Raw genomic sequence first — 23,781 nt, 5'->3', positions numbered from 1 at the left:
GGTGGCAGAGGGCTCCGTCGCGTTCTAGCGTGGCCGCATGATTGAGCTGGAGGGGCTGACCAAGCGGTACGGGGAGAAAGTGGCGGTCGACCGTCTGACCTTCGCGGTCAGACCGGGCATCGTCACGGGCTTCCTCGGGCCCAACGGCGCCGGCAAGTCGACGACCATGCGGATGATGCTGGGCCTGGACCGGCCCACCGCCGGCGGTGTGCGCATCGACGGCATGCGCTACGACCAGCTCAAGGACCCGCTGACGTACATCGGCGCGCTGCTGGACGCCAAGGCGATGCACGGCGGGCGCAGCGCCTACCACCACCTGCTCTGCCTGGCCCAGTCCAACGGGATCGCCGAGCGCCGGGTGCACGAGGTGCTGGACACGGTCGGCCTCACCTCGGTGGCGAAGAAGAAGGCCAAGGGCTTCTCGCTCGGCATGGGCCAGCGGCTGGGGATCGCGGGCGCGCTGCTCGGCGACCCCCGGATCTTGATGTTCGACGAGCCGGTCAACGGCCTCGACCCCGAGGGCATCCACTGGATCAGGAATCTGATGAAGACCCTGGCGGCCGAGGGCCGGACCGTCTTCGTCTCCTCGCACCTGATGAGCGAGATGGCGCTGACCGCCGACCACCTGGTCGTCATCGGGCAGGGCAGGCTGCTCGCCGACACCTCCATGGCCGACTTCATCGCCCGCAACTCGCGCTCGTACGTCCGTATCCGCACTCCGCAGCGCGAGCAACTCCTCGACGCGCTGCACGAGTCGGGGACCACCGTGGTGGAGGCCGGGGCGGAGGTGCTGGAGGTGGACGGCGACAAGTCGGAGCAGATCGGTGAGCTGGCCGCGCGGCACCGGATCGTGCTGCACGAGCTGAGCCCCCAGCGGGCCTCGCTGGAGGAGGCGTTCATGCGGCTCACCGCGGAGTCGGTGGAGTACCACGCGCACGACGGGCAGCCGCCCGCCCCGGGCGAGCCGCAGCAGCAGTGGGGCAGCGACTGGAGGAGGGCGTGAGCATGGCGGCGACACAGGTCGTACGGTCCGAGTGGACCAAGATCCGGTCGGTGGCGTCCACGGTGTGGACGCTGGGGCTGGCCGTGGTCGTCACCATCGGGCTGGGGATGCTGATCGCGGCCCTGTCGAAGAACGAGTACGACAACATGAGCGAGCGGGACCGGCTCGCCTTCGACCCGACCTTCATCAGCTTCGCCGGGATGAGCCTCGGCCAGTTGGCGATGATCGTGTTCGGGGTGCTGGTGGTGGCCAACGAGTACAGCAGCGGCATGATCCGGACCTCGCTGGCGGCCGTGCCCCGGCGCGGCACCTTCCTGTTCGGCAAGGTCGCCGTGGCCACCCTGCTCGCCCTGGTGGTCTCCATGATCACCAGCTTCGTCACCTTCTTCCTGGGGCAGGCGATGCTCGGCCATCTCAAGGCGTCGATCGGTGACGACGGGGTGCTGCGGGCGGTGATCGGCGGCGGCCTCTACATGACGCTCATCGCCGTGTTCTCCATGGGCGTCGCCGCGATGCTGCGCTCCCCGATGCTGTCGCTGGGCATCCTGATGCCGTTCTTCTTCCTGATCTCCAACATCCTGGGCAGTGTGGAGGCGACCGAGAAGGTCGGGCGGTTCCTGCCGGACCAGGCGGGCAACAAGATCATGCAAGTGGTCCCGCCGCTCGACGACGACACCCCGTACGGCCCCTGGGGCGGTCTTGGCATCATGGCCCTGTGGGTGCTCGCGGCGCTCGTCGGCGGCTACCTGGTGCTGAAGCGGCGGGATGCCTGAGTCCGACCGGATTTTGCCCGCGCTTGAACGGAACCGTCAGTGCGTCGGTAGGCTCCTAACCCTTACGGGGGCGTGCGCCCCGCTGTCCTGAACCATTCGATGGGTGCGGAGCATGATCGAGGCTGTCGGCCTGACCAAGCGATACGGCGACAAGACCGCCGTGCACAACCTGTCCTTCCAGGTGCGGCCCGGCGCCGTCACCGGCTTCCTCGGACCCAACGGCTCGGGCAAGTCGACGACCATGCGGATGATTCTGGGTCTGGACAACCCGACCGCGGGACACGTGACGATCAGCGGCTACCCGTACCGCAGGCTGCCGAACGCTCCCCGGCACGTCGGTGCCCTGCTGGACGCCAAGGCGGTGCACGGCGGCCGGTCCGCCCGCAGCCACCTGCTGAGCCTCGCCCAACTGTCCGGCATCCCGGCCCGCCGGGTCGACGAGGTGCTCGGCGTGGTCGGCCTCCAGGACGTGGCCCGCAGACGGTCCAAGGGGTTCTCGCTCGGCATGGGCCAGCGGCTCGGCATCGCCGCCGCGCTGCTCGGCGACCCCCAGGTGCTGCTGTTCGACGAGCCGGTCAACGGCCTCGACCCCGAGGGCATCCTCTGGGTGCGCAACCTGATGAAGGCGCTCGCGGCCGAGGGCCGTACCGTCTTCGTCTCCTCGCACCTGATGAGCGAGATGGCGCTGACCGCCGACCACCTGATCGTCATCGGGCGCGGCCAGTTGCTCGCCGACATGAGCGTGACGGAGTTCATCTCCGCCAACTCCGCCGACTTCGCCCGCGTCCGCACCCCGGGCACCGAACCGCAGGCCCGCGAGAAGCTCACCTCCGCGCTGACCGAGGCGGGCGGGCACGTCATGCCGGAGCAGGACGGGGCGCTGCGGGTGACCGGGCTGCCGCTCCCCCGGATCAGCGACATCGCCCACGAGGCCGGCGTACGGCTGTGGGAGCTGTCGCCGCACCAGGCGTCGCTGGAGGAGGCGTACATGCGGATGACGCAGGGCGCCGTCGACTACCGGTCCACCGTCGACCAGAAGGCCGGGCTGCACCAGTTGCCGCAGCCCGGCGCGCAGCCCCCGGCGCCGCTGCCGGGGCAGGGCCAGCCCGGCTGGTACGCCCCGCCGCCGCCCCAGCAGGGCGGACCGCTGTTCGCGCCGCCGCCCGGCCCGTACGGGGCGCCGCGGCCCAACCCCTACGCGCAGCCGGTGCCCCAGGGCCAGGTTCCGGGGCAGCCCGCCGCCGACACCGACCGCACCGAGTCCGAGGACGCCCGATGAGCACGCCCCAGCCCTCGCTGCCGCAGGCCGCGCCGCAGCCTCTGTACCCCGGTTACACCTCGCCGATCCCGGTGGTGCGCACCAGTCTGCTGCACGCCGTCGCGTCCGAGTGGACGAAGATGCGGTCGGTGCGCTCCACGATGTGGACGCTCGGGGTGTTCGTGCTGCTGGTCGTCGGCATCGGCGTGCTGGCCGGCGTGGTGGTCAGCTCCACCCCCGCCGACATGTCGGGGTCCAACCCGCTGGAGCTGGGCTTCTTCGGGCTGCTGCTCGGCAGCATGTGCCTGATCACGCTCGGCGTGCTGACCACCGCCTCGGAGTACGGCACCGGCATGGTCCGCACCACGATGACCGCCTGCCCCAGCCGGGGCCGGGTGCTGACGGCCAAGGCGGTGGTGTTCTTCCTGGTCGCCTTCGTGGTGACCCTGGTGTCCACCTCGCTGGTGGCGGTCGTGCAGGTGGCGCTGCTGGAGGGCAGCGGCGCCGACTCGCCCGGCGGCCAGGACTGGCTGAAGGCCACCTTCGGCGTCTCGCTCTACCTGGCGCTGCTGGGCCTGGTCTCGCTCGCCGTCGGCTCGATCATCCGGCACTCGGCGGGCGCCATCACCATCATGATCGGCGTGCTGCTGGCGCCGCTGGTGATCGCCCTGTTCATGTTCACGGACTCCCTCAAGGACGTGCAGCAGGCCCTGTTCGAGTACTCGATCCCCAACCAGCTCAGCATCTTCTACGCCAACTCGCTGAGCGAGAGCGGCCCCTCGGGCTGGGACCCGGTGTGGATGGTGCTGGTGGCGGCCGCCGCCGTGTTCGGCGCCGCCTACGCCCTGCTGGAACGGCGGGACGTCTGAAGCCCGTTCAGAACCGCGGCGCGTTCCGGGACCGCTGCGCCCGTGTGGCGCGGCGGTCCCTGGCGTTCCAGCACGCCTTGTGCCAGTGCCGGCGCTCGTCCACGCCCGAGTGCTCCGGCCAGGCCACCACGTGCGGGACGCCGTCGGGGATCATCTGGTCGCAGCCGGGGCAGCGGTAGGACTTGCCCTGCGCGCTCGCGCCCGCCACGTGCCGCACGTACCACTCCTCGCCCTGCCAGCTCTCCGTGGACTGCCAGCCGCCGTACCGCCCCGGGCGGTCGTCCTCGGCACTCCGGCCGGTCAGACCGGCTCCCTTGGGGCGGTTGCGACGCGGGGACACGGGACACCTCACGGAGCTATACGGGGAGTACGGACTGTGACCAGCCTACGCGGGCGGGCCAGGGGCAGACGGTAGGGCACCCGACGTCGCGGCCGCCGTGCGAAGGGTTCCCGGCACGTCCCCCACCGGGCCGGGGACCCATTCTCCCGACAATCCGCAAATCCCTCCGCCCGGCCGTGTCCTCGGCACGTGTCGCGCGGTTGTGCCCAGTGGGGGAGCTCCGCGTCGGAGCCAAGGAAGCGGGAAATGCGATGCGCGTAGGAACGTTCGTGTTGGCGGCCCAGTTCCCGGGGCAGGGGCAGGGGGAGGCGCTGCACCGCGCGGTCCGCTCGGCCGAGGTCGCCGAGGAGGCGGGGCTGGACTCGGTCTGGCTGGCCGAGCACCACTTCGTGCCGTACGGCACCTGCCCGTCCGCCGTGACGCTGGCCGCCCTGCTGCTGGGCCGCACCTCCCGGCTGCGGATCGGCACCGCCGTCAGCGTGCTGGCCAACACCCATCCCGTCGCCCTCGGCGAGCAGGCCGCGCTGCTGCACGTGACGAGCGGCGGCCGGTTCTCGCTGGGCGTGGGGCGCGGCGGGCCGTGGGTCGACCTGGAGGTGTTCGGCGGGGGCCTGGCGGCCTACGAGCGGCAGTTCCCGGAGTCGCTGGACCTGCTGATGCGCTGGCTGCGGGACCCGGTGGTCGCGGCGTCCGGCGAGCGTTACCGGTTCCGCGAGGTCCCCGTCGTGCCCCGGCCCTCCGACGCCCTGACGGAGGAGGCGGGCCCGGAGGTCGTCGTCGCCTGCACCTCGCCGGCGAGCGTGGAGCTGGCGGCCGAGCGGGGGCTGCCGATGCTGCTCGGGATGCACGTCGGGGACGAGGAGAAGGCCGAGATGGTCGCCCTGTGGCGGCAGCACGCGCGGGCGGCCGGGCGGCCGGGCGAGGAGATCGCAGGCGCGCCGCATGTCTCGGCCGGCGTCTGCCAGATCGCCGACCGGCGCGGCGACGCGGCGGAGACGCTGACCAAGGCGATGCCCCCCTGGCTGCGGCAGGGGCTGGGCGCGCATGTCACGGTGGACGGCCGGCCCCGGACGATGCGCGACCCGCTCGCCTATACGGAGTTGCTCTGCGGGCTGCACCCGGTGGGCACCCCCCGGCTGTGCGCCGACCGGCTGGCGGCGACGAGCGAGCGGACCGGCATCTCCCGGTTCGCCCTGCTGGTGGAGGGCTCCGGCGACCTCGCGGCCACCGAGGAGAACGTCCGGCGGCTCGGCTCCGAGGTCCTGCCCCATCTGCGGTGATCCGCCGGGGGCCTGCCGCTCCGGCACGGACCGCACCTCCCGCGTACGGAGCGGCAAGCGGGGCACCCGCGTCAGCAGTCGCGGAGTTCGGGCGACTGGTTCAGCAACTGGCCGCGCACCGAGGTGAACCGGGCCAGCGTCTCGTCGACGGAGGAGTCGGACGGGAAGACGGCCACCCGGTGGCAGTTCTGGAAGGCCAGCCGGACACCGAAGTGCCGTTGCAGCGCGCCGCGTATCGCGTCACTCGCGAGTGCGCGCAGCAACTGGCCGCGCGCCTGCTCGTCCGGCGGGGGCGTCCGGTTGTCGGCGAACGCGCCGCCGTCGACCTTCAACTGAGCCACCAGGGAGCTGATCATCTCCCATGCGTAAGGCAGGGAGGTCCGGACGCAGTCGACGAATTCAGCGTCGTCGACCTCGCCTCGCTCGGCCTGTTCGAGTAGGGCCGGTGAGACGTCGAGCGACATGGGTTCTCCTCTCGCACCCCCGACCAGCGGGGGTTGCCTGACAGTAAGGGAGTCCGGGACGTCGAACACGCTGCGTACTCGCCCCGCGACCTCCCGTTCCCTACCGTAGGCAGCCGAGGGGGAGGGCACCAGGAAAATGTTCAGATGCGCGACCACGGACCGGCGCACAATCGGCCAGTGGGCAAGCAGGGACCAATGGGAGAAGTGGGACGATCTCCGGGCCCTCGTCCGGGGTGCGGGGCGGGGTGCGAATCGCGCCGGGGCGGGCGGGTCGAGTAGCGTTGCCGACCATGCGTCTCGTCATTGCCCGCTGCTCCGTGGACTACGCCGGGCGGCTCACCGCCCATCTCCCCTCCGCACCCCGCCTGATCCTGGTCAAGGCGGACGGCAGCGTCTCGATCCACGCCGACGACCGGGCCTACAAGCCCCTGAACTGGATGTCGCCGCCCTGCACCCTGAAGGAGGGCACCGGTGAGGACGCCGGTGTGTGGACGGTCGTCAACAAGGCGGGCGAGAAGCTCATCATCACGATGGAGGAGATCCTCCACGACTCCTCGCACGAACTGGGCGTGGACCCGGGCCTGATCAAGGACGGCGTGGAGGCGCACCTCCAGGAGTTGCTCGCCGACCGGATCGAGGTGCTCGGCGAGGGCTACACCCTCGTCCGCCGCGAGTACCCGACGGCGATCGGGCCGGTCGACATCCTGTGCCGGGACGCCGAGGGGCGGACCGTCGCGGTGGAGATCAAGCGGCGCGGTGAGATCGACGGAGTCGAGCAACTCACCCGCTACCTGGAGCTGTTGAACCGCGATCCGCTGCTCGCCCCGGTGCGCGGGGTGTTCGCCGCGCAGGAGATCAAGCCGCAGGCCCGGGTGCTGGCGACCGACCGGGGCATCGGCTGCCAGGTGCTGGACTACGACGCGCTGCGCGGCATCGAGGACGACAAGCTGCGGCTGTTCTGAGCCATCGCGGGCGAGGGCCGGGCTCCCCTGTGGGGCCCGGCCCTCGCCCGTCGCGGTGTCCGGACGGACTCACATGATCTGGCCGGTCGCCGCCGTGCCGGAGGCGGTGGCACCGGCGCTGCCGGGCGCGCTGGAGACGGTCGTCGGGTCACCGGCGGTGGCGGAGGTCACCGGGGACGACGGCGTCTCCGGGTCCTGCGTCGGCGAGGACGGCGTCTCCGGGTCGGTGGACGTGGACGGCGTGTCCGACGGCGTCTGGCTCCCGGTGGGCGGCTTCTGCGTGCCGGACGGGGGCTTGTGCGTGCCGGTGGACGGTTTGCCGGACGTCGGCGGCTTCGTGGTCGCCGACGGGTCGGCGGAGCCGCTCGGGCGGTGGGTGCCGCTCAGGTCGTCCGACGGCGTGGCCGAGCCGGTGGGCCTCGGGTCGTCGGAGGTGCCCGGCGTGCCGTCCGGGCCGGGGTCGGTGGGGGCCACGCCCGCGATCCCGGGGTCGCCGGTGCCGCCGTCGCCGGAGCCGTCGTCGCCCCGGTCGGCGCCGGGGTTGTCGTCGCCGGTGTCCTGGCCGGCGGAGGGGTTGACGCCGACGCGGTCGGCGGGGCCGCCGGTGTCGCCGTCGGAGGTGGCGCCGAGGGTGACCACGGTGCCGAGCACGGCGACCAGCAGGGCGCCGGCGCCCGCCGCGACGAGGTTGCGCTTGGCGAAGCCCTTGATGCCGCCGCGCGCCTTGCGGGACGGGCTGCCGCCCGGACGGCCCGGGGCCCGGTGGGCGACCAGCGTCGGGGCCTGCGGGGCGGGGCGCAGCGGCGGGAAGGGCGCGGGCGCCTGCTCGTACCGGGCGTCGGTCCCGTCCGTACCGGCCGCCGGTCCGGGGCCGTCGGTCGGGGTCGCTCCGTAGCCGCCCGGGGTCGCTCCGGAACCGCCGGCGACCGCTCCGAAGCCGCCCGGGGTCGCTCCGAAACCGCCGGCGACCGCTCCGAAGCCGCCGACCGCGGCACCCGGTCCGCCGGCCGCGGCACCGGGTCCGCCGGCCGCCGCGCCGGGGCCGCCCACCGCTGCGAAACCACCTGACGCCGTACCGGGACCGCCCGCGACCGCTGCGGAACCACCCGCCACGGCACCGGGTCCGCCCGCGGTCGCGCCAGCGTCCCCCGCGACCGCTCCGAAGCCGCCGGCCGCCGCGCCGGGACCGCCCGCCACCGCCCCGAAGCCCTCCGCCGCCGTGCCGGGGTCCGCAGGGGCCGTCGGCGCGCCGAAGGCGGTGCCGGCGCCCATGCCGGGGGTGTCGCCGGACCGGTCGATGACCAGGGCGAGGGCGCGGCGGCCGGCCACGGTGCCGCGCCGGTCGGCGGCGGCGCCGCGCAGCCCGATGGACGCCTCCAGCTCGGCGCGGGCCCGGTCCAGCCGGTCCTCGCACAGCGCGAGGACGCCGAGTTCGTGGTGGAAATAGGCCTGTTCGGCGACGTCGCCGGCGAGCCGGGCGGCCTCGGCGCCGGAGCGCAGCGACCGTTCCCAGGCGCCCCAGTGCAGCCCGGCGGCGAACGCGGGCGCCGCCGTGCGGGCCAGGGCCACGGCCGGGCTCTCCTCGTCCTCGGCGGGCGGCTCGGTGCCCGGCGCCAGCACCGCGAGGGCGGCCAGCAGGGCGTCGGCCTCGGCGCGGACGCGTTCGGGGGTGACCGAGGGGTGCCCGGCCCACCAGGCGTAGTGCCGGGCGGCGTCCAAGGCGCGGCCGGGGACGTCGTCGGCGTACCCGGCGCTTTCGAGCTGGGTGAGGACACCGGCGGCGAGCCGGTAGCGGGAGCCGACCGGCGAGATCAGACCGCAGGCGGCCAGCTCGCCGAGGGCGGCGTCGGCGTGGGTGTCGCCGATCAGCGCGGGCAGGTGCGCCGGGTGGGGCACCTCGCCGCCGAGGGCGACGGCGAACTCCAGGGCGGCTCGCGCGCAGGCGCTCAGCCGGGAGGCGAGCAGCGGCGCGGGCGCGGCGGCCTCCCCGAGGGACGGCAGCGGTACGTCGTCACCGGCGCCGGTGTCGTACGGGATCGCGTCCTCGGGGGCGCTGTCGGCGAAGACGCCGAACTCGTCGACGGCGTCGGCGCCGGCCCGCAGCCGGTCGCGGTGGCGCAGCAGGGCGCCGGCCTGGACGAACCGCAGCGGCAGGCCCTCGGACTCGAACCAGAGGTCACCGGCCCAGTTGGCCTCCTCCTCGGTGAGCGGGCGGCCGGCGGCGCGCTCCAGCAGGGCCACGCCGTCGGCGCGGTCCAGGCCGGGGAGGAAGACCTCCTCGACGCCCAGGTCGGGGGACGGGGCGGGCACGTCGGGGGTGGCGGCGACGAGGAAGGCGCACTCGGGGGTGGCCTCCAGCAGTTCGTCCAGGGCGGTGCCGCCGAACTCGGCGTCGTCCAGCAGGACGACGGCGCCGATCTCCCGGACGCGGTCGAGGAGTTCCTCGCGGGCCGGGCGGTGCAGGGGCGCGCGGTGGACGGCGTGGAAGAGGTCGTGGAGCAGGTCGTCGGCGGTGCGGTGGAAGCCGCTGAGGCGGACCACGCCGTCGGGGGCGAGGTCGGCGCAGTCCTCGGCGACGACGTCGAGGAGGCTGGTGCGGCCGGAGCCGGCGGGGCCGGTGAGGCGTACCGAACGGCCGCGGGCGAGCAGCCGGACCAGCCGGTCGCGCTCGTCGTCGCGGGCGAGCAGCGGCAGCGCGGGCCGGGCGGGGCCGGGCGGTACGGGGGGCCGGGCGGCACGCTCGGTCTCGGCGCGTTCGGCCGGGGTGCGCTTCTCGGGGCGGGCGGGCCGCTCGGTGGGCGGGCAGACCTCTATCTCGCTGCCGTCCACGGGGTTGACGGTGAGCAGGAAGTCGCCGGTGACCAGCCGCGCCATGCGGGCCGGCGCCGGCGCGTGCTGGCCGAAGTCGGGCGTGAGGGGGTCCCTGGGCGGGCGCGGGCGCGGCGGCCGGCCGTCGCCGTCGTGGCCGTACTCCTCAGGTCCCCGGTCGTTCGGGTCCATAGGTTCAAGCCCCCCAAAAGCGTCGTGTGCTTCGGTCACCGGTCGGGACCGCCCTCCCGGCCTTGCCGCACACCGCGCTGTCGCTTCTGGTCCGGTCCCGCCTGTGGGTCCCGAAGGCGGCGGGCAGCCGAACCCTAAACCTTCGCCCAGTATCTCCGACAGCCCGGGGTACCGCTCCGCCCGAGACGTCACAGTCTCGTGAGGATTGCGTGGTGCGCTTCACCGAGAGGGGTCCGGGTCTCCCCCGGACGTGCGTTCACACCCGTCCGGGGGGTCACACCCGGGGCAGGCTCTCCACTCCGATGCCGCCCTCGATGGCGAGGATGCGGTGCAGCCGGGTGGCCACCAGCAGGCGCTGCATCTGCGGCGGCACGCCGCGCAGCACCAGGCGCCGGCCGCAGCGGCCGGCCCGCCGGTGGGCCCCCATGATCACGCCGAGTCCGGTGGCGTCCCAGGAGTCCAGCTCGGACAGGTCGAGCACCAGGTCGCCGGCTCCGTCGTCGACGGCCGAGTGCAGGACCGTACGGGCGTCCGCCGCGCTGCGGACGTCGAGGCGGCCCCCGACGACCAGCTCGACGTGGTCGCCCCTGATGTGCATATGCGCTCCCGTGAGTGCGTCTCGTGCTCCGCGGTGTGGTGTCGGACCGGTGCCCGGTGTGCCGTGCGGGTGATGCAACCTCTGACCGTGTGCAACGGATAGGGGTTGCGAGCCGTGAGCGAACCGATACCGAATTCACTCCGGCGTGTGATGTCCGCGGCTCAGTACTTGTAGAAGCCCTGCCCGCTCTTGCGGCCGATGTCACCGGCGTCCACCATCCGGCGCATCGACTCCGGCGGGGCGAACTTCTCGTCCTGGGACTCGGTGTAGATGTTGCCCGTGGCGTGCAGCAGGATGTCCACGCCGGTCAGGTCGGCGGTGGCCAGGGGTCCCATGGCGTGGCCGAAGCCCAGCTTGCAGGCGAGGTCGATGTCCTCGGCGGTCGCGACGCCCGACTCGTGCAGCTTGGCGGCCTCGACGACGAGGGCGGAGATGAGCCGGGTGGTGACGAAGCCCGCGACATCGCGGTTGACGACGATGCAGGTCTTGCCGGTGGACTCGGCGAACTCCCGGGCCCTGGCGAGGGTTTCGTCGCTCGTCTTGTAGCCGCGCACCAGCTCGCACAGCCGCATCATCGGGACCGGGGAGAAGAAGTGGGTGCCGACGACCCGTTCGGGGCGCTCGGTCACGGCCGCGATCTTGGTGATCGGGATGGCGGAGGTGTTGGAGGCCAGGATCGCCTCGTCCTTCGCCAGTCTGTCGAGCGCGCGGAAGATCTCGTGCTTGACGTCCAGCTTCTCGAAGACGGCCTCGATGATCACGTCCGCGTCGGCGACGGCGTCCAGGTCGGTGGTGGGGGTGATCCGGGCGAGGGCGGCGTCGGCGTCGTGCGCCTCCAGCGCGCCCTTGGCGACGAACTTGCCGTACGACGCCTTGATGCCGTCGGTGCCGCGGCGCAGCGCCTCGTCGGTGACGTCGCGCAGGACGACGTCCCAGCCCGCCTGTGCGGAGACCTGGGCGATGCCGGACCCCATGAGACCGGCTCCGATGACGGCGAGCTTGCGTGCCACTGTGCGACTCCCCTGATGCGCGTCCTTCTGCCTCTCCGGCGGACACTAGCGGTCGTGAGGGGCGGTGTGACCGGTAAGTAACGCGCGTCACGTCTCAGATGACGGACATCACACCGGAGGGGGTCATCCGGCGGTTCGTACGGCGTAGTTGAGCACCTTGCCGCTCAGCGGTCGCTCATCACGGCCGGGGCGTAACTACGCTGGGCGCATGGTCAACCTGACGCGCATCTACACCCGGACCGGCGACCGGGGCACCACCGCACTCGGCGACATGAGCCGGGTGCCCAAGACCGATCTGCGGATCGCCGCGTACGCCGACGCCAACGAGGCCAACGCGGTGATCGGGACGGCGATCGCCCTGGGCGGGCTGGACGAGGAGGTCGTCGAGGTCCTGGTCCGGGTGCAGAACGACCTGTTCGACGTGGGCGCGGACCTCTCCACGCCGGTCGCCGAGAACCCGGAGTACCCGCCGCTGCGCGTGGAGCAGTTCTACGTGGACAGGCTGGAGGCGGACTGCGACCGCTTCAACGAGGAGTTGGAGAAGCTGCGCTCCTTCATCCTGCCCGGCGGCACGCCCGGTGCCGCCCTGCTGCACCAGGCGTGCACCGTGGTCCGGCGGGCCGAACGCTCCACCTGGGCCGCGCTGGAGGCGCACGGCGAGGCGATGAACCCGCTCACCGCGACCTACCTCAACCGCCTGTCCGACCTCCTGTTCATCCTCGCTCGCACGGCGAACAAGGAGGTCGGGGACGTGCTGTGGGTGCCGGGCGGGGAGAGGTAGGTTCCGGCCCGGTCCCCGGCCGCGGCTTCGTCGTGGCCGGTCGCGCAGTTCCCCGCGCCGCCGGCGGGCTCCGGTGCCTTCTTCGGCCAGATCAGGTACGTCAGCGCGATCAGCCCGTGGATGGCGGCCGCCCGCCAGGCGATGTGCTCCCAGTCCGTCAGGGAGCCGGTGCGGGCCGGGTCGTCGACGTACCACATGGCGAGCCGGAGCAGCCCGGTCGCCACGGCGGCGGCGACCAGCGTGCCGAGCCAGACCCGGCCCTCGTGCCGGGCGCGGGCCATGCCGTAGCGCGGGGGCCGGACCCGCGGGCGGCCGTCGAGGCGGTGCGCGGCGAGGCCGTCGAGCCACTTCACCGTGCGGTGGCCGTGGCCGACGGTGTAGCCGAGGTAGAGCGCGGCGAGGCCGTGGGTCCAGTCCGGATCGGCGCCGTTCCTCAGGTCCAGCGCGGTGACGGCCAGCAGCGCGGCCTCCAGGAGTGGCTCGCACAGCAGCAGCGCGAGGCCGGTGCGCGGCATCCGCAGCAGATAGCGGACGGCCAGCCCGGCCGCCAGCAGCACCCAGAAGCCGGCCTCGCAGACGATGATCAGGGTGACGATCACGGTTCGCTCCTCTCGGTCACCCCTTCAGGCTCCCGTGCGCGGCGGCCCGGATCGTCGTCGCCGGTGACGAACCCCGGGTACATCGAAAGATGCAGCGCGGGACCGTCCCCGGGGATCAGGCGGGCGCCGCGCGGGCCGTGTTGGATGAGGGACATGGCCGTCGCCCTCCCCCGCCCGCACCGCTTCGACGTGTACGTCGCGGTCGGCGGCCTGCTCAGCGGCGTACTGCTGACGGTCCTCGGGCTCGGCGTCCGGCCGGCCGACGACCCGGTCGTGCTGTTCGACGGCCCCTGGCCGCTGCTGCTGCCGCTCGCCGTCACGGCGGGCTGCGAGCTGCTGCGCCGGTCCGCGCCGCGCGCCGCCCTGCTGGCCGGCACCGCCGCCGTCGTACTGGACCTGACGACCCGGGGCAACCTGGTCACGGTCCTGCTGTTCACCGACCTGATGTACGCCGCCGTCCTGTACGGCCCGCCCGCCGCGGCCCGCCGCATCCCGTGGATCACCGGGCTGCTCACGGTCGCGGGCACGGTGGTGCCGTTCGCGGTGTGGCGGGTGCCGGAGGCGCTGCTGATCGGGGTGGCCGTCGGGATCGTCTCCTTCGGGCCGGCCTCCACCGGCCTGATCGTCCGCAACCACCGCGAGGCCGCCGACGCCGCCCTGCTGCGCGCCGAGCAGACCGCGCTCCTCGCCGAGCAGGACCGCGTCCAGGCGGTCACCGCGGAACGGTCCCGGATGGCCCGCGAGTTGCACGACCTGGTCGCCAACCACCTCTCCGCCATCGCCATCCACTCCACGGCCGCGCTCTCCCTGGACGACCCGGACACCTCCCGCCGCGCCCTCACCGTCATCCGGGAGAACAGCGTCGAGGGACTGGCCGAGATGCGGCGCCTGATCGGCATCCTGCGCGACGCCGGCGCGGGCACCGAGCCCGCCGCCGCGCCCACCCTGGACGGCCTCGCCGCCCTCGCCGACGGGGCCCGCGCCAACGGACTCGACGTCCGCCTCACGACCGTCCCCGGCGAGGGACTGCCGGTGCCCGTCGAACTGGCCGCCTACCGGATCGTCCAGGAGTCCCTCACCAACGCCCTCAAGCACGCCGCCGCCGGGCCCGTGCACGTCACCCTGACCAGGGACGCCCGCGTCCTCGGCGTGACGGTGACCAGCCCGTACGCCGGACCGGACACCCCCCGTGCCCCGGGTTCCGGCGCCGGTCTGGTCGGGATGCGGGAGCGGGCCGCGCTGCTGGGCGGCACGTTCGACGCCGGGCCCGACGGCGCGCGGTGGACCGTACGCGCCGCCCTGCCCCTCACCGAAGGAGACCCCGCATGATCCGCGTCCTGGTCGCCGAGGACCAGTCCGCCGTCCGCGCCGGACTGGTGCTGATCCTGGGCAGCGCCCCCGACATCGAGGTGGCCGGCGAGGCCGCCGACGGCGAGCGGGCGGTGGCCCTCGCCCGGGAGCTGCGGCCGGACGTGGTGCTGATGGACGTACAGATGCCGCGCCTGGACGGGGTGTCGGCGACCCGGGAGATCGTCGCCGAGGGGCTGGCGGACGTGCTGGTGCTGACCACCTTCGACCTGGACGAGTACGTGTTCGGGGCGCTGCGGGCGGGCGCCGCCGGGTTTCTGCTGAAGAACACCGAGGCGGACGCCCTGCTCACCGCCGTGCGCACGGTGGCCGCCGGTGAGGGGATCGTCGCCCCGGCCGTGACCCGGCGGCTGATCGCCGAGTTCGCGGCGCGGCCGGCCCGGCGGACGGACGTCGATCCGGCGGTGCTGGAGGGGCTGACCCGGCGGGAGCGCGAGGTGCTGTCCTGCCTCGGCGAGGGGCTGTCCAACGCGGCGGTCGCGGACCGCCTCCAGATGGCCGAGGCCACGGTGAAGACGCACGTCAGCCGGTTGCTGGGCAAGCTCGGGCTGCGCAGCCGGGTGCAAGCGGCGATGCTGGCGCAGGAGTTGGACCGCTGATCGGGCGTCGGACACCCACTGTTCGCCCAGTGGTCCAGACCTATTGACCTATGGTCCAGACCTTTCTATTCTCGCGGCACTGCGGGCGTGATGGCTCAGTCATGCCCACAACAACACCCCATAAAAGGGAGGCGCATCATGCGCTTCAAGCTCAGACACCGGGCCGCGGCACTCGCCGCGACGCTCGCACTCCCCCTCGCCGGCCTCGTCGCCCTGGCGACGCCCGCCCCGGCCGCCACCACCGCGACCGCCGCCACCGCCACCTACGCCAAGACCCAGGACTGGGGCGCCGGCTTCGAGGGCAAGTGGACGGTGAAGAACACCGGCACCACCAGCATCAGCTCCTGGACCGTGGAGTGGGACTTCCCCTCCGGCACCAAGGTCACCTCCGCCTGGGACGCCACCGTCACCAACTCCGGTGACCACTGGACCGCCAAGAACCTCGGCTGGAACGGCACCCTCGCCCCCGGCGCCTCCGTCTCCTTCGGCTTCAACGGCTCCGGTTCCGGATCGCCCGCGGGCTGCAAGCTCAACGGCGGCTCCTGCGACGGCACCTCCGTCCCCGGCGACGCGGCCCCCTCGGCGCCCGGCACCCCGACCGCCTCCGACATCACCGACACCTCGGTGAAGCTGTCCTGGTCGGCGGCGACCGACGACAAGGGCGTCAAGAACTACGACGTGCTGCGCGACGGCGCCAAGGTCGCCACCGTCACCGGCACCTCGTACAGCGACACGGGCCTGACCAAGGGCACCGACTACTCGTACACCGTCCAGGCCCGGGACACCGCCGACCAGACCGGTCCGGCCAGCGGCGCCGTCAAGGTCCGCACCACCGGCACCACCGACCCGGGCACCCCCGGCTCCAAGGTCAACCTCGGCTATTTCACCGAGTGGGGCGTCTACGGCCGCAACTACCACGTGAAGAACCTGGTGTCCTCGGGCTCCGCCTCGAAGATCACCCACATCAACTACGCGTTCGGCAACGTCAAGAACGGTCAGTGCACCGTCGACGACACCTTCGCCGCGTACGAGAAGGCGTACACCGCCGACCAGTCCGTCAGCGGCACCGCCGACACCTGGGACCAGCCGCTGCGCGGCAACTTCAACCAGTTGCGCCAGCTCAAGGCGAAGTACCCGAACATCAAGATCCTGTACTCCTTCGGCGGCTGGACCTACTCCGGCGGCTTCGGACAGGCCGCCCAGAACGCGGCCGCGTTCGCCAAGTCCTGCAAGTCGGTCGTGGAGGACCCGCGCTGGGCGGACGTCTTCGACGGCATCGACATCGACTGGGAGTACCCGAACGCCTGCGGTCTGACCTGCGACACCTCCGGTGCCGCCGCGCTCAAGAACCTGACCCAGGCCCTGCGCGCCGAGTTCGGCAAGGACTACCTCATCACCGCCGCGATCACCGGTGACGGCTCCTCCGGCGGCAAGCTCGACGCGGCCGACTACGGCGGCGCCGCGCAGTACCTCGACTGGTACAACGTGATGACGTACGACTACTTCGGCGCCTGGGCGACCACCGGCCCGACCGCCCCGCACTCCCCGCTGACCTCGTACTCCGGCATCCCGGCCGCGGGCTTCAACTCCGCGGACGCGATCGCCAAGCTCAAGGCCAAGGGCGTGCCGGCCAGCAAGCTGCTGCTCGGCATCGGCTTCTACGGCCGCGGCTGGACCGGCGTCACCCAGTCCGCCCCCGGCGGCACGGCGACCGGCGCGGCGCCGGGCACCTACGAGGCGGGCATCGAGGACTACAAGGTCCTCAAGAACTCCTGCCCCGTCACCGGCACCATCGCCGGCACGGCGTACGCCCACTGCGGCAACCAGTGGTGGTCGTACGACACCCCGTCGACGATCGCCGGCAAGATGACCTGGGCCAAGAACCAGGGCCTGGGCGGCGCGTTCTTCTGGGAGTTCAGCGGCGACACCAGCAACGGCGAGCTGGTGACCGCCATCAGCAACGGTCTGAAGTAAGAGCTTTAGGCGACATTGACGCTCCCCCAGACTTCGTCCGGGGGGACCCCCACCCAGCGGGTGAATGTGGCTACGCCACATTCACCCGCTGTCCGGGCGGGGCTGCCTCGAGCCACGCGAGGAATCCGGTCAGCGCGTCTTCGCTCATCGCCAGTTCCAGCCGGGTCCCCCGGTGCAGACACGCGAGGACCACGGAGTCGGAGAGCAGGGCCAGCTCCTCCTCGCCCTCCGGGACGCGGCGGCCGGCCACCTCGATCGCGGACCGCTCCAGCACCCGGCGCGGCCGGGGCGAGTACGAGAAGACCCGGTACCACTCGACCCGGTCACCGTTGTACCGGGCCACCCCGTAGGCCCAGCCCTTGCCGTCGGCCTCGCCCTCCTTGGGGGCGTCCCAGCGCAGCGAGCAGTCGAAGGTGCCGCCCGAGCGCTGGATCAGCCGGCGGCGCAGTCCGAAGACGAACAGTCCCACCACCAGGAGGGCGACGACCATTCCGCACACAGTCAGAGCGAGGACCATCGGCACCGACCTCCTCGTCTCCTAGGTAACGGAACGTAAAAAACACCCACATCTGCCTCAGCCGCGGCCGGGTCCGGATCACTCCGGTCCCAGCCGCGGCTGAGTGACGTCATAGCACGGCGCTTGGGCTCAGTGCGCCGCCGCCGCACGCAGTCGGACGTCGGCGCGCCGCTCGGCGGTGGCGTCGCCCTCCGCCTTGGCGCGCTCCAGCTCCCGCTCGGCGCGCTGGACGTCGATCTCGTCCGACAGCTCGGCGACCTCCGCCAGCAGCGACAGCTTGTCGTCCGCGAACGAGATGAAACCGCCGTGCACCGCGGCGACGACCGTCCCGCCGTCACTCGTACGAATGGTCACCGGGCCCGACTCCAGCACACCGAGCAGCGGCTGGTGACCGGGCATGACGCCGATGTCGCCGGACGTGGTGCGCGCGACGACCAGGGTGGCCTCGCCGGACCAGACCTCTCGGTCGGCCGCGACCAGCGCGACGTGCAGCTCAGCAGCCAAGGGTGGCTCCTCGGGTCACCACCCGGCGGGTCTGCCGGGTGTTGGTTACAAGTCTAAGGGGCGTGGCGGAGGGGGCGGGACGCGCCCGCCCCCTCACCGAAGAACTCCGGGGTCAGGAGACGCCCAGCTCCTTCGCGTTCTTCTTCAGGTCCTCAAGACCACCGCACATGAAGAACGCCTGCTCGGGGAAGTGGTCGTACTCACCGTCGCAGATCGCGTTGAACGCGGCGATCGACTCGTCCAGCGGCACGTCCGAGCCGTCCACGCCGGTGAACTGCTTGGCGACGTGGGTGTTCTGGGACAGGAAGCGCTCGACGCGGCGGGCGCGCTGGACGACCAGCTTGTCCTCCTCGCCCAGCTCGTCGATGCCGAGGATGGCGATGATGTCCTGGAGGTCCTTGTACTTCTGCAGGATGTTCTTGACGCGCATGGCGCAGTCGTAGTGGTCCTGCGCGATGTACCGCGGGTCCAGGATGCGGGACGTGGAGTCCAGCGGGTCCACGGCCGGGTAGATGCCCTTCTCCGAGATCGGACGGGAGAGCACCGTCGTCGCGTCGAGGTGGGCGAAGGTGGTGGCCGGGGCCGGGTCGGTCAGGTCGTCCGCGGGGACGTAGATCGCCTGCATCGAGGTGATCGAGTGACCGCGGGTCGAGGTGATGCGCTCCTGGAGGAGACCCATCTCGTCGGCCAGGTTCGGCTGGTAGCCCACCGCGGAGGGCATCCGGCCGAGCAGGGTCGAGACCTCGGAGCCGGCCTGCGTGAAGCGGAAGATGTTGTCGATGAAGAACAGCACGTCCTGCTTCTGCACATCGCGGAAGTACTCCGCCATGGTCAGACCGGCCAGCGCCACCCGCAGACGGGTGCCCGGGGGCTCGTCCATCTGGCCGAAGACCAGGGCGGTCTTGTCGATGACGCCGGACTCGCTCATCTCGTCGATGAGGTCGTTGCCCTCACGGGTGCGCTCGCCGACACCGGCGAACACCGAGACACCGTCGTGGTTGTTGGCGACGCGGTAGATCATCTCCTGGATGAGCACCGTCTTGCCGACGCCGGCGCCGCCGAACAGACCGATCTTGCCGCCCTTGACGTACGGGGTCAGCAGGTCGATGACCTTGACGCCGGTCTCGAACATCTCGGTCTTCGACTCGAGCTCGTCGAAGTTCGGGGCCTTGCGGTGGATGGACCAGCGCTCGCCCGAGTACGACTCGTCGACGTTCAGCACCTCACCGAGGGTGTTGAACACCTTGCCCTTGGTGAAGTCGCCGACCGGGACGGTGATGCCGTCGCCGGTGTCGGTGACCGGGGCCTGGCGGACCAGGCCGTCGGTGGGCTGCATGGAGATGGTGCGGACCAGGCCGTCGCCCAGGTGCTGGGCGACCTCCAGGGTCAGGGTCTTCTTCTCGCCGGCGTTGGCCGGGTCGGCCACCTCGACGTGAAGGGCGTTGTAGATCTCCGGCATCGCGTCGACGGGGAACTCCACGTCGACGACCGGGCCGATGACCCGCGCGACGCGGCCCGTGGCCACGCCCGCCGCAGCGGTCGGCTCAACAGTGGTGGTCATTACTTGTCACTCCCCGCGGTCGCGTCGGCCAGGGCGCTGGCGCCACCGACGATCTCGCTGATTTCCTGGGTGATTTCGGCCTGGCGGGCCGCGTTGGCAAGACGGGAGAGCGTGTTGATCAGCTCGCCCGCGTTGTCGGTGGCCGACTTCATCGCGCGCCGCGTGGCGGCGTGCTTCGAAGCGGCCGACTGGAGCAGCGCGTTGTAGATCCGGCTCTCGACGTACCGCGGCAGCAGGGCGTCGAGGACGTCCTCCGCCGACGGCTCGAAGTCGTACAGCGGGAGGATCTCGCCCTTGGCGGGCGAGTCCTCCTTGACCTCGTCGAGGCGCAGCGGCAGCAACTGGTCGCCGACCGCCGTCTGGGTCATCATCGACACGAACTCCGTGTAGACGATGTGGAGTTCGTCCACGCCGCCCTCGGCGGTGTCCGTCTCGATGGCCTCGATCAGCGGTGCCGCGACCTTCTTGGCGTCCGCGTAGGACGGCTCGTCGGTGAACCCGGACCACGACTCCGTGATTTTGCGCTCGCGGAAGTTGTAGTGGGCGACACCCCGGCGGCCGACGATGTAGACGACGACCTCCTTGCCTTCCTTCTCCAGCTTCGCGGTGAGCTGCTCAGCCTGCTTGATGGCGTTGGAGTTGAAGGCACCGGCCAGACCGCGGTCGCTGGTCAGCAGCAGGACCGCGGACCGGGTGACCGTCTCGGCCTGGGTGGTCAGCGGGTGCTTGGTGTTCGATCCCGTGCCGACCGCGGTGACCGCGCGGGTCAGCTCGGTCGCGTACGGCGTGGAGGCCGCCACCTTGCGCTGCGCCTTGACGACGCGCGAGGCGGCGATCATCTCCATCGCCTTCGTGATCTTCTTGGTCGCGGTGACGGATCGGATGCGACGCTTGTAGACCCGGAGCTGGGCTCCCATGAGTCAGGTCCCTTCCTTACGTCACTTGGCCGCGGCCGGGGCGTCCTCGCCGAGCAGCTTGCCGTCCGAGGTCTCGAACTGCTTCTTGAACTCGGCAATGGCGTCGCCGACGGCCTGCAGGGTGTCGTCGGACATCTTGCCGCCCTCGCGGATGGAGGTCATGAGGCCCTGCTCCTTGCGGTGCAGGTACTCCAGCAGCTCCCGCTCGAAGCGGCGGATGTCCGCGACCGGCACGTCGTCCATGCGGCCGGTGGTGCCGGCCCAGACGGAGACGACCTGGTCCTCGGTGGACATCGGCTCGTACTGGTTCTGCTTGAGCAGCTCGACCATGCGCTGGCCGCGCTCGAGCTGGGCCTTGGACGCGGCGTCCAGGTCGGAACCGAAGGCGGCGAACGCCTCCAGCTCACGGAACTGGGCGAGGTCCACGCGGAGCCGGCCGGAGACCTGCTTCATCGCCTTGTGCTGCGCGGAACCACCGACTCGGGAGACGGAGATACCGACGTTCAGCGCGGGGCGCTGACCGGCGTTGAACAGGTCCGACTCCAGGAAGCACTGGCCGTCGGTGATGGAGATGACGTTGGTCGGGATGAACGCCGAGACGTCATTGGCCTTGGTCTCGACGATCGGCAGACCGGTCATCGAGCCGGCGCCCATGTCGTCGGAGAGCTTGGCGCAGCGCTCCAGCAGCCGGGAGTGCAGGTAGAAGACGTCGCCCGGGTACGCCTCGCGCCCCGGCGGACGGCGCAGCAGCAGCGACACGGCGCGGTAGGCGTCGGCCTGCTTCGACAGGTCGTCGAAGATGATCAGGACGTGCTTGCCCTCGTACATCCACTGCTGGCCGATGGCCGAGCCGGTGTACGGCGCCAGGTACTTGAAGCCGGCCGGGTCGGAGGCCGGGGCGGCGACGATGGTCGTGTACTCCAGCGCGCCGTTCTCCTCCAGCGCGCGGCGGACCGACGCGATGGTGGAGCCCTTCTGGCCGATGGCGACGTAGATGCAGCGGACCTGCTTCTTCGGGTCGCCCGAGCGCCAGTTGTCGCGCTGGTTGATGATCGTGTCGACGGCCAGGGCGGTCTTGCCGGTCTGGCGGTCGCCGATGATGAGCTGGCGCTGGCCGCGGCCGATCGGCGTCATGGCGTCGACGGCCTTGTAGCCGGTCTCCATCGGCTCGTGCACCGACTTGCGCTGCATGACCGTGGGGGCCTGCAGTTCGAGGGCGCGGCGACCGGAGGTCTCGATCTCGCCGAGGCCGTCGATCGGGTTGCCGAGGGGGTCGACCACGCGGCCGAGGTAGCCCTCGCCGACCGCGACGGAGAGGACCTCGCCGGTACGGGTGACCGGCTGCCCCTCCTCGATACCGCTGAACTCGCCGAGTACGACGGCACCGATCTCGCGCTCTTCCAGGTTCAGCGCGAGACCGAGGGAGCCGTCCTCGAACTTCAGCAGCTCGTTGGCCATGGCCGAGGGCAGACCCTCGATCTTGGCGATACCGTCGCCGGCGACGGTGACCGTACCGACCTCCTCGCGCGAGGCCGCGTCCGGCTGGTACGACTGGACGAAGGTCTCCAGTGCGTCCCGGATCTCCTCCGGCCGGATCGTGAGCTCCGCCATCTGGGTTCCCTGCTCTCCTTGTTGGGCCCGAAGTTTCACTTTGGGGGGATGTCTCGAAATCCCGGACTCCCCCCTGAACGAGGTGAATCCTCTGCACGGCCCAACCGGGCCGTAGGTACACGTACGTACTGCTATGAAGTTGCTAGCCCGCCAGGCGGCGGCCGGCGTCCTCGAGGCGGTCGGCGATGGAGCCGTTGATCACCTCGTCGCCGACCTGCACCCGCATCCCGCCGAGGACCTCGGGGTCCACGTCGAGGTTGAGGTGCATGGGGCGGCCGTAGAGCTTGGCGAGGGCGGCGCCCAGGCGCAGCTTCTGCGTGTCGCTCAGCGGCACCGCCGACGTGACGACGGCGACCACGCGGTCCCGGCGCTCGGCGGCGAGCTTGGACAGGGACTCCAGTCCCGACTCCAGGCTACGTCCCCGGGGCGCGGTGACCAGGCGGGTCACCAGCCGCTCGGTGACCGGCCGGGCCCTGCCGCCGAGCAGGCTGCGCAGCAGCTCGCCCTTGGCCGGGGCGGTGGCCTTGCGGTCGGTCAGCGCGGCCCGCAGCTCGGTGCTGGAGCCGACGATCCGGCCGAACCGGAACAGCTCGTCCTCGACGTCGTCGAGGCTGCCGTCGCGCTGGGCGGCGGTGAGGTCGGCGGTGTTCGCCAGCTCCTCCAGCGCGTCCACCAGGTCGCGCGACTGCGACCAGCGGGAGCGCACCAGGCCGGACACCAGATCGGCGGTGGGGCCGCCGACCTGGGAGCCGAGCAGGCGCTGGATCAGGAGGGCCTTGGCCTCGCCGCTCTGCGCCGGGTCGGTGAGAACCCGGCGCAGGCCCACCTCGCGGTGGAGCAGCGCCGTGACGGAGGCCAGCTCGTCGGCGAGCGAGCCGGCGTCCACGGACGTGGCGTCCGTCAGCGCGTCGAGACGCTCGCGTGCGGCGGCCAGGGCCTCGCGGCTCGCTCCGTTCATCGCGACGCCTCGGCCTTCTCCTCGAGGTCATCGAGGAACCGGTCGATGACGCGGCTCTGGCGGGCGTGGTCCTCCAGGGACTCACCGACCAGCTTGCCGGCCAGCTCCGTGGCGAGCTTGCCGACGTCCTGGCGCAGCGCGGACGCGGCGGCCTTGCGGTCGGCTTCGATCTGGGCGTGACCGGCGGCGATGATCTCCTCACGCTGCCGCTGGCCTTCCGCGCGCATCTCGGCGATGAGCGCGGCACCCTGCTCCTGCGCCTCCTGGCGCAGGCGCGCGGCCTCGTGGCGGGCCTCGGCGAGCTGGGCCTTGTACTGCTCCAGGACGCTCTGGGCCTCGGTCTGCGCGGCCTCGGCCTTCTCGATACCGCCCTCGATGGCCTCGCGACGCTCCTCCAGAACCTTGTTGATGTTCGGGAGCAGCTTCTTGGCGAGGAAGCCGAAGACGATGACGAAAGCGATGAGGCCGATGACGACTTCCGGCCACGGCGGGATGAGGGGATTTTCCTTCTCACCCTCAGCCGCCAGGAAAACCAGGGCGGAGTTCACATCAGTGCCTTTCGTCGAAAGGGTCGGTCGTCAGGCCGTCTTAGTAGACGAACGGCATGACGAGACCGATCAGGGCGAGCGCCTCACAGAAGGCGAAGCCCAGGATCTGGTTGGCGCGGATCAGGCCGGCCGCCTCGGGCTGGCGGGCGAGGGCCTGGGTGCCGTTGCCGAAGATGATGCCGACGCCGACACCGGGGCCGATGGCGGCCAGGCCGTAACCAACGGAGCTGAGCGAACCATCGACAGCGGCAAGGGTGTTGGACATGCCAGTTCTTCCTTCTCTTTAC

At 71.8% G+C, this 23,781-nt stretch carries 24 protein-coding genes; 10 read left to right on the top strand and 14 right to left on the bottom strand.

The genetic code is table 11. The annotated features are described in order from the left end of the window. Positions 1-37 precede the first annotated feature (37 nt). From ACFY32_RS12080 to ACFY32_RS12065, 4 genes are all read left to right on the top strand, one after another. Positions 38-1,003 (top strand): ATP-binding cassette domain-containing protein, encoded by a 966-nt coding sequence (locus tag ACFY32_RS12080; RefSeq protein WP_359196343.1) that lies wholly within the window; start codon positions 38-40, stop codon positions 1,001-1,003. Then, a complete protein-coding gene (locus ACFY32_RS12075) occupies positions 1,000-1,776 on the top strand; it encodes an ABC transporter permease (RefSeq protein WP_359196340.1) in 777 nt (258 codons plus the stop codon). The genes ACFY32_RS12080 and ACFY32_RS12075 overlap by 4 nt, the downstream gene beginning before the upstream one ends. A gap of 112 nt (positions 1,777-1,888) precedes the next feature. Next, positions 1,889-3,055, top strand: coding sequence for an ABC transporter ATP-binding protein (locus tag ACFY32_RS12070; protein ID WP_359196337.1), 1,167 nt, complete (start codon positions 1,889-1,891; stop codon positions 3,053-3,055). Next, positions 3,052-3,903, top strand: a complete 852-nt coding sequence (locus ACFY32_RS12065) for an ABC transporter permease (RefSeq protein ID WP_390674031.1) — start codon at positions 3,052-3,054, stop codon at positions 3,901-3,903. Before ACFY32_RS12070 ends, ACFY32_RS12065 begins: the two co-directional genes overlap by 4 nt. A gap of 7 nt (positions 3,904-3,910) precedes the next feature. Here the strand turns inward: ACFY32_RS12065 and ACFY32_RS12060 are convergent, their stop codons facing one another. After that, a complete protein-coding gene (locus tag ACFY32_RS12060; protein WP_359196331.1) occupies positions 3,911-4,243 on the bottom strand; it encodes an ATP/GTP-binding protein in 333 nt (110 codons plus the stop codon). A gap of 251 nt (positions 4,244-4,494) precedes the next feature. Here ACFY32_RS12060 and ACFY32_RS12055 point away from each other — a divergent pair, with 251 nt between their 5' ends. Continuing rightward, on the top strand, positions 4,495-5,523 hold the full coding sequence (locus tag ACFY32_RS12055; protein ID WP_390674030.1) for an LLM class flavin-dependent oxidoreductase: 1,029 nt from the start codon (positions 4,495-4,497) through the stop codon (positions 5,521-5,523). A gap of 71 nt (positions 5,524-5,594) precedes the next feature. Here the strand turns inward: ACFY32_RS12055 and ACFY32_RS12050 are convergent, their stop codons facing one another. Then, positions 5,595-5,987 carry an SCO5389 family protein gene (locus ACFY32_RS12050; RefSeq protein ID WP_359196325.1) on the bottom strand — a complete coding sequence of 131 codons (393 nt, stop codon included), beginning with the start codon at positions 5,985-5,987 and terminating at the stop codon, positions 5,595-5,597. 290 nt (positions 5,988-6,277) lie between these two features. On the opposite strand from ACFY32_RS12050, the gene nucS reads away from it, so the two are divergent. Beyond that, complete coding sequence (gene nucS, locus ACFY32_RS12045) at positions 6,278-6,949, top strand: endonuclease NucS (RefSeq protein WP_359196322.1); 672 nt, start codon at positions 6,278-6,280, stop codon at positions 6,947-6,949. Between the two features lie 69 nt (positions 6,950-7,018). Here the strand turns inward: nucS and ACFY32_RS12040 are convergent, their stop codons facing one another. From ACFY32_RS12040 to ACFY32_RS12030, 3 genes are all read right to left on the bottom strand, one after another. After that, positions 7,019-9,949, bottom strand: coding sequence for an ATP-binding protein (locus ACFY32_RS12040; RefSeq protein WP_390674029.1), 2,931 nt, complete (start codon positions 9,947-9,949; stop codon positions 7,019-7,021). A gap of 274 nt (positions 9,950-10,223) precedes the next feature. Beyond that, complete coding sequence (locus ACFY32_RS12035) at positions 10,224-10,547, bottom strand: STAS domain-containing protein (RefSeq protein ID WP_359196316.1); 324 nt, start codon at positions 10,545-10,547, stop codon at positions 10,224-10,226. Between the two features lie 161 nt (positions 10,548-10,708). Further along, on the bottom strand, positions 10,709-11,557 hold the full coding sequence (locus ACFY32_RS12030) for a 3-hydroxyacyl-CoA dehydrogenase family protein (protein ID WP_390674028.1): 849 nt from the start codon (positions 11,555-11,557) through the stop codon (positions 10,709-10,711). A 208-nt stretch (positions 11,558-11,765) separates the two neighbouring features. Here ACFY32_RS12030 and ACFY32_RS12025 point away from each other — a divergent pair, with 208 nt between their 5' ends. Further along, a complete protein-coding gene (locus ACFY32_RS12025; RefSeq protein ID WP_359196310.1) occupies positions 11,766-12,338 on the top strand; it encodes a cob(I)yrinic acid a,c-diamide adenosyltransferase in 573 nt (190 codons plus the stop codon). Here the strand turns inward: ACFY32_RS12025 and ACFY32_RS12020 are convergent. After that, positions 12,242-12,937 (bottom strand): hypothetical protein, encoded by a 696-nt coding sequence (locus ACFY32_RS12020; protein WP_390674027.1) that lies wholly within the window; start codon positions 12,935-12,937, stop codon positions 12,242-12,244. The two genes, ACFY32_RS12025 and ACFY32_RS12020, sit on opposite strands and share 97 nt — an antisense overlap. Before the next feature lie 153 nt (positions 12,938-13,090). Here ACFY32_RS12020 and ACFY32_RS12015 point away from each other — a divergent pair, with 153 nt between their 5' ends. From ACFY32_RS12015 to ACFY32_RS12005, 3 genes are all read left to right on the top strand, one after another. Then, positions 13,091-14,266, top strand: a complete 1,176-nt coding sequence (locus ACFY32_RS12015) for a sensor histidine kinase (protein WP_390674026.1) — start codon at positions 13,091-13,093, stop codon at positions 14,264-14,266. Next, a complete protein-coding gene (locus ACFY32_RS12010; protein WP_359196298.1) occupies positions 14,263-14,904 on the top strand; it encodes a response regulator transcription factor in 642 nt (213 codons plus the stop codon). The genes ACFY32_RS12015 and ACFY32_RS12010 overlap by 4 nt, the downstream gene beginning before the upstream one ends. Before the next feature lie 138 nt (positions 14,905-15,042). Next, positions 15,043-16,878 carry a glycoside hydrolase family 18 chitinase gene (locus ACFY32_RS12005; RefSeq protein WP_359196295.1) on the top strand — a complete coding sequence of 612 codons (1,836 nt, stop codon included), beginning with the start codon at positions 15,043-15,045 and terminating at the stop codon, positions 16,876-16,878. A 70-nt stretch (positions 16,879-16,948) separates the two neighbouring features. Here ACFY32_RS12005 and ACFY32_RS12000 read toward each other — a convergent pair whose 3' ends face one another. The 8 genes from ACFY32_RS12000 to atpE form a co-directional block, all read right to left on the bottom strand. Continuing rightward, positions 16,949-17,395, bottom strand: a complete 447-nt coding sequence (locus ACFY32_RS12000; protein ID WP_359196292.1) for a DUF2550 domain-containing protein — start codon at positions 17,393-17,395, stop codon at positions 16,949-16,951. A 129-nt stretch (positions 17,396-17,524) separates the two neighbouring features. Beyond that, a complete protein-coding gene (locus tag ACFY32_RS11995; protein ID WP_190206755.1) occupies positions 17,525-17,899 on the bottom strand; it encodes a F0F1 ATP synthase subunit epsilon in 375 nt (124 codons plus the stop codon). 112 nt (positions 17,900-18,011) lie between these two features. Beyond that, positions 18,012-19,460: a F0F1 ATP synthase subunit beta gene (gene atpD, locus ACFY32_RS11990; RefSeq protein WP_359196289.1), complete on the bottom strand. Its 1,449-nt coding sequence runs from the start codon at positions 19,458-19,460 to the stop codon at positions 18,012-18,014. Then, entirely contained in the window at positions 19,460-20,377 is a 918-nt protein-coding gene (locus ACFY32_RS11985; RefSeq protein ID WP_359196286.1) for a F0F1 ATP synthase subunit gamma, read from the bottom strand. Before ACFY32_RS11985 ends, atpD begins: the two co-directional genes overlap by 1 nt. Before the next feature lie 21 nt (positions 20,378-20,398). Continuing rightward, positions 20,399-21,988 carry a F0F1 ATP synthase subunit alpha gene (atpA, locus tag ACFY32_RS11980; RefSeq protein ID WP_359196283.1) on the bottom strand — a complete coding sequence of 530 codons (1,590 nt, stop codon included), beginning with the start codon at positions 21,986-21,988 and terminating at the stop codon, positions 20,399-20,401. A gap of 142 nt (positions 21,989-22,130) precedes the next feature. After that, positions 22,131-22,946, bottom strand: coding sequence for a F0F1 ATP synthase subunit delta (locus ACFY32_RS11975; protein ID WP_359196280.1), 816 nt, complete (start codon positions 22,944-22,946; stop codon positions 22,131-22,133). After that, on the bottom strand, positions 22,943-23,494 hold the full coding sequence (locus ACFY32_RS11970) for a F0F1 ATP synthase subunit B (RefSeq protein ID WP_359196277.1): 552 nt from the start codon (positions 23,492-23,494) through the stop codon (positions 22,943-22,945). The genes ACFY32_RS11975 and ACFY32_RS11970 overlap by 4 nt, the downstream gene beginning before the upstream one ends. Before the next feature lie 40 nt (positions 23,495-23,534). Beyond that, entirely contained in the window at positions 23,535-23,759 is a 225-nt protein-coding gene (atpE, locus tag ACFY32_RS11965) for an ATP synthase F0 subunit C (protein WP_190206749.1), read from the bottom strand. Between the last annotated feature and the right edge of the window lie 22 nt (positions 23,760-23,781).

The sequence above is a fragment of the Streptomyces sp. NPDC000134 genome (assembly GCF_042899225.1).
In the GTDB taxonomy this organism is placed as follows: domain Bacteria; phylum Actinomycetota; class Actinomycetes; order Streptomycetales; family Streptomycetaceae; genus Streptomyces.
This window is presented reverse-complemented; position numbering and strand designations above follow the sequence as displayed.

What these genes read in the sequence shown, in the direction of transcription:
- ACFY32_RS11985 (WP_359196286.1), bottom strand. Translation starts at nt 20,377, where the DNA reads ATGGGAGCCCAGCTCCGGGTCTACAAGCGTCGCATCCGATCCGTCACC.
- ACFY32_RS12005 (WP_359196295.1), top strand. Translation starts at nt 15,043, where the DNA reads ATGCGCTTCAAGCTCAGACACCGGGCCGCGGCACTCGCCGCGACGCTC.
- ACFY32_RS12080 (WP_359196343.1), top strand. Translation starts at nt 38, where the DNA reads ATGATTGAGCTGGAGGGGCTGACCAAGCGGTACGGGGAGAAAGTGGCG.
- ACFY32_RS12050 (WP_359196325.1), bottom strand. Translation starts at nt 5,987, where the DNA reads ATGTCGCTCGACGTCTCACCGGCCCTACTCGAACAGGCCGAGCGAGGC.
- ACFY32_RS11975 (WP_359196280.1), bottom strand. Translation starts at nt 22,946, where the DNA reads ATGAACGGAGCGAGCCGCGAGGCCCTGGCCGCCGCACGCGAGCGTCTC.
- ACFY32_RS12055 (WP_390674030.1), top strand. Translation starts at nt 4,495, where the DNA reads ATGCGCGTAGGAACGTTCGTGTTGGCGGCCCAGTTCCCGGGGCAGGGG.
- ACFY32_RS12070 (WP_359196337.1), top strand. Translation starts at nt 1,889, where the DNA reads ATGATCGAGGCTGTCGGCCTGACCAAGCGATACGGCGACAAGACCGCC.
- ACFY32_RS12010 (WP_359196298.1), top strand. Translation starts at nt 14,263, where the DNA reads ATGATCCGCGTCCTGGTCGCCGAGGACCAGTCCGCCGTCCGCGCCGGA.
- ACFY32_RS12040 (WP_390674029.1), bottom strand. Translation starts at nt 9,949, where the DNA reads ATGGACCCGAACGACCGGGGACCTGAGGAGTACGGCCACGACGGCGAC.
- atpA (WP_359196283.1), bottom strand. Translation starts at nt 21,988, where the DNA reads ATGGCGGAGCTCACGATCCGGCCGGAGGAGATCCGGGACGCACTGGAG.
- atpE (WP_190206749.1), bottom strand. Translation starts at nt 23,759, where the DNA reads ATGTCCAACACCCTTGCCGCTGTCGATGGTTCGCTCAGCTCCGTTGGT.
- ACFY32_RS12025 (WP_359196310.1), top strand. Translation starts at nt 11,766, where the DNA reads ATGGTCAACCTGACGCGCATCTACACCCGGACCGGCGACCGGGGCACC.
- atpD (WP_359196289.1), bottom strand. Translation starts at nt 19,460, where the DNA reads ATGACCACCACTGTTGAGCCGACCGCTGCGGCGGGCGTGGCCACGGGC.
- ACFY32_RS12015 (WP_390674026.1), top strand. Translation starts at nt 13,091, where the DNA reads ATGGCCGTCGCCCTCCCCCGCCCGCACCGCTTCGACGTGTACGTCGCG.
- nucS (WP_359196322.1), top strand. Translation starts at nt 6,278, where the DNA reads ATGCGTCTCGTCATTGCCCGCTGCTCCGTGGACTACGCCGGGCGGCTC.
- ACFY32_RS12035 (WP_359196316.1), bottom strand. Translation starts at nt 10,547, where the DNA reads ATGCACATCAGGGGCGACCACGTCGAGCTGGTCGTCGGGGGCCGCCTC.
- ACFY32_RS12000 (WP_359196292.1), bottom strand. Translation starts at nt 17,395, where the DNA reads ATGGTCCTCGCTCTGACTGTGTGCGGAATGGTCGTCGCCCTCCTGGTG.
- ACFY32_RS12065 (WP_390674031.1), top strand. Translation starts at nt 3,052, where the DNA reads ATGAGCACGCCCCAGCCCTCGCTGCCGCAGGCCGCGCCGCAGCCTCTG.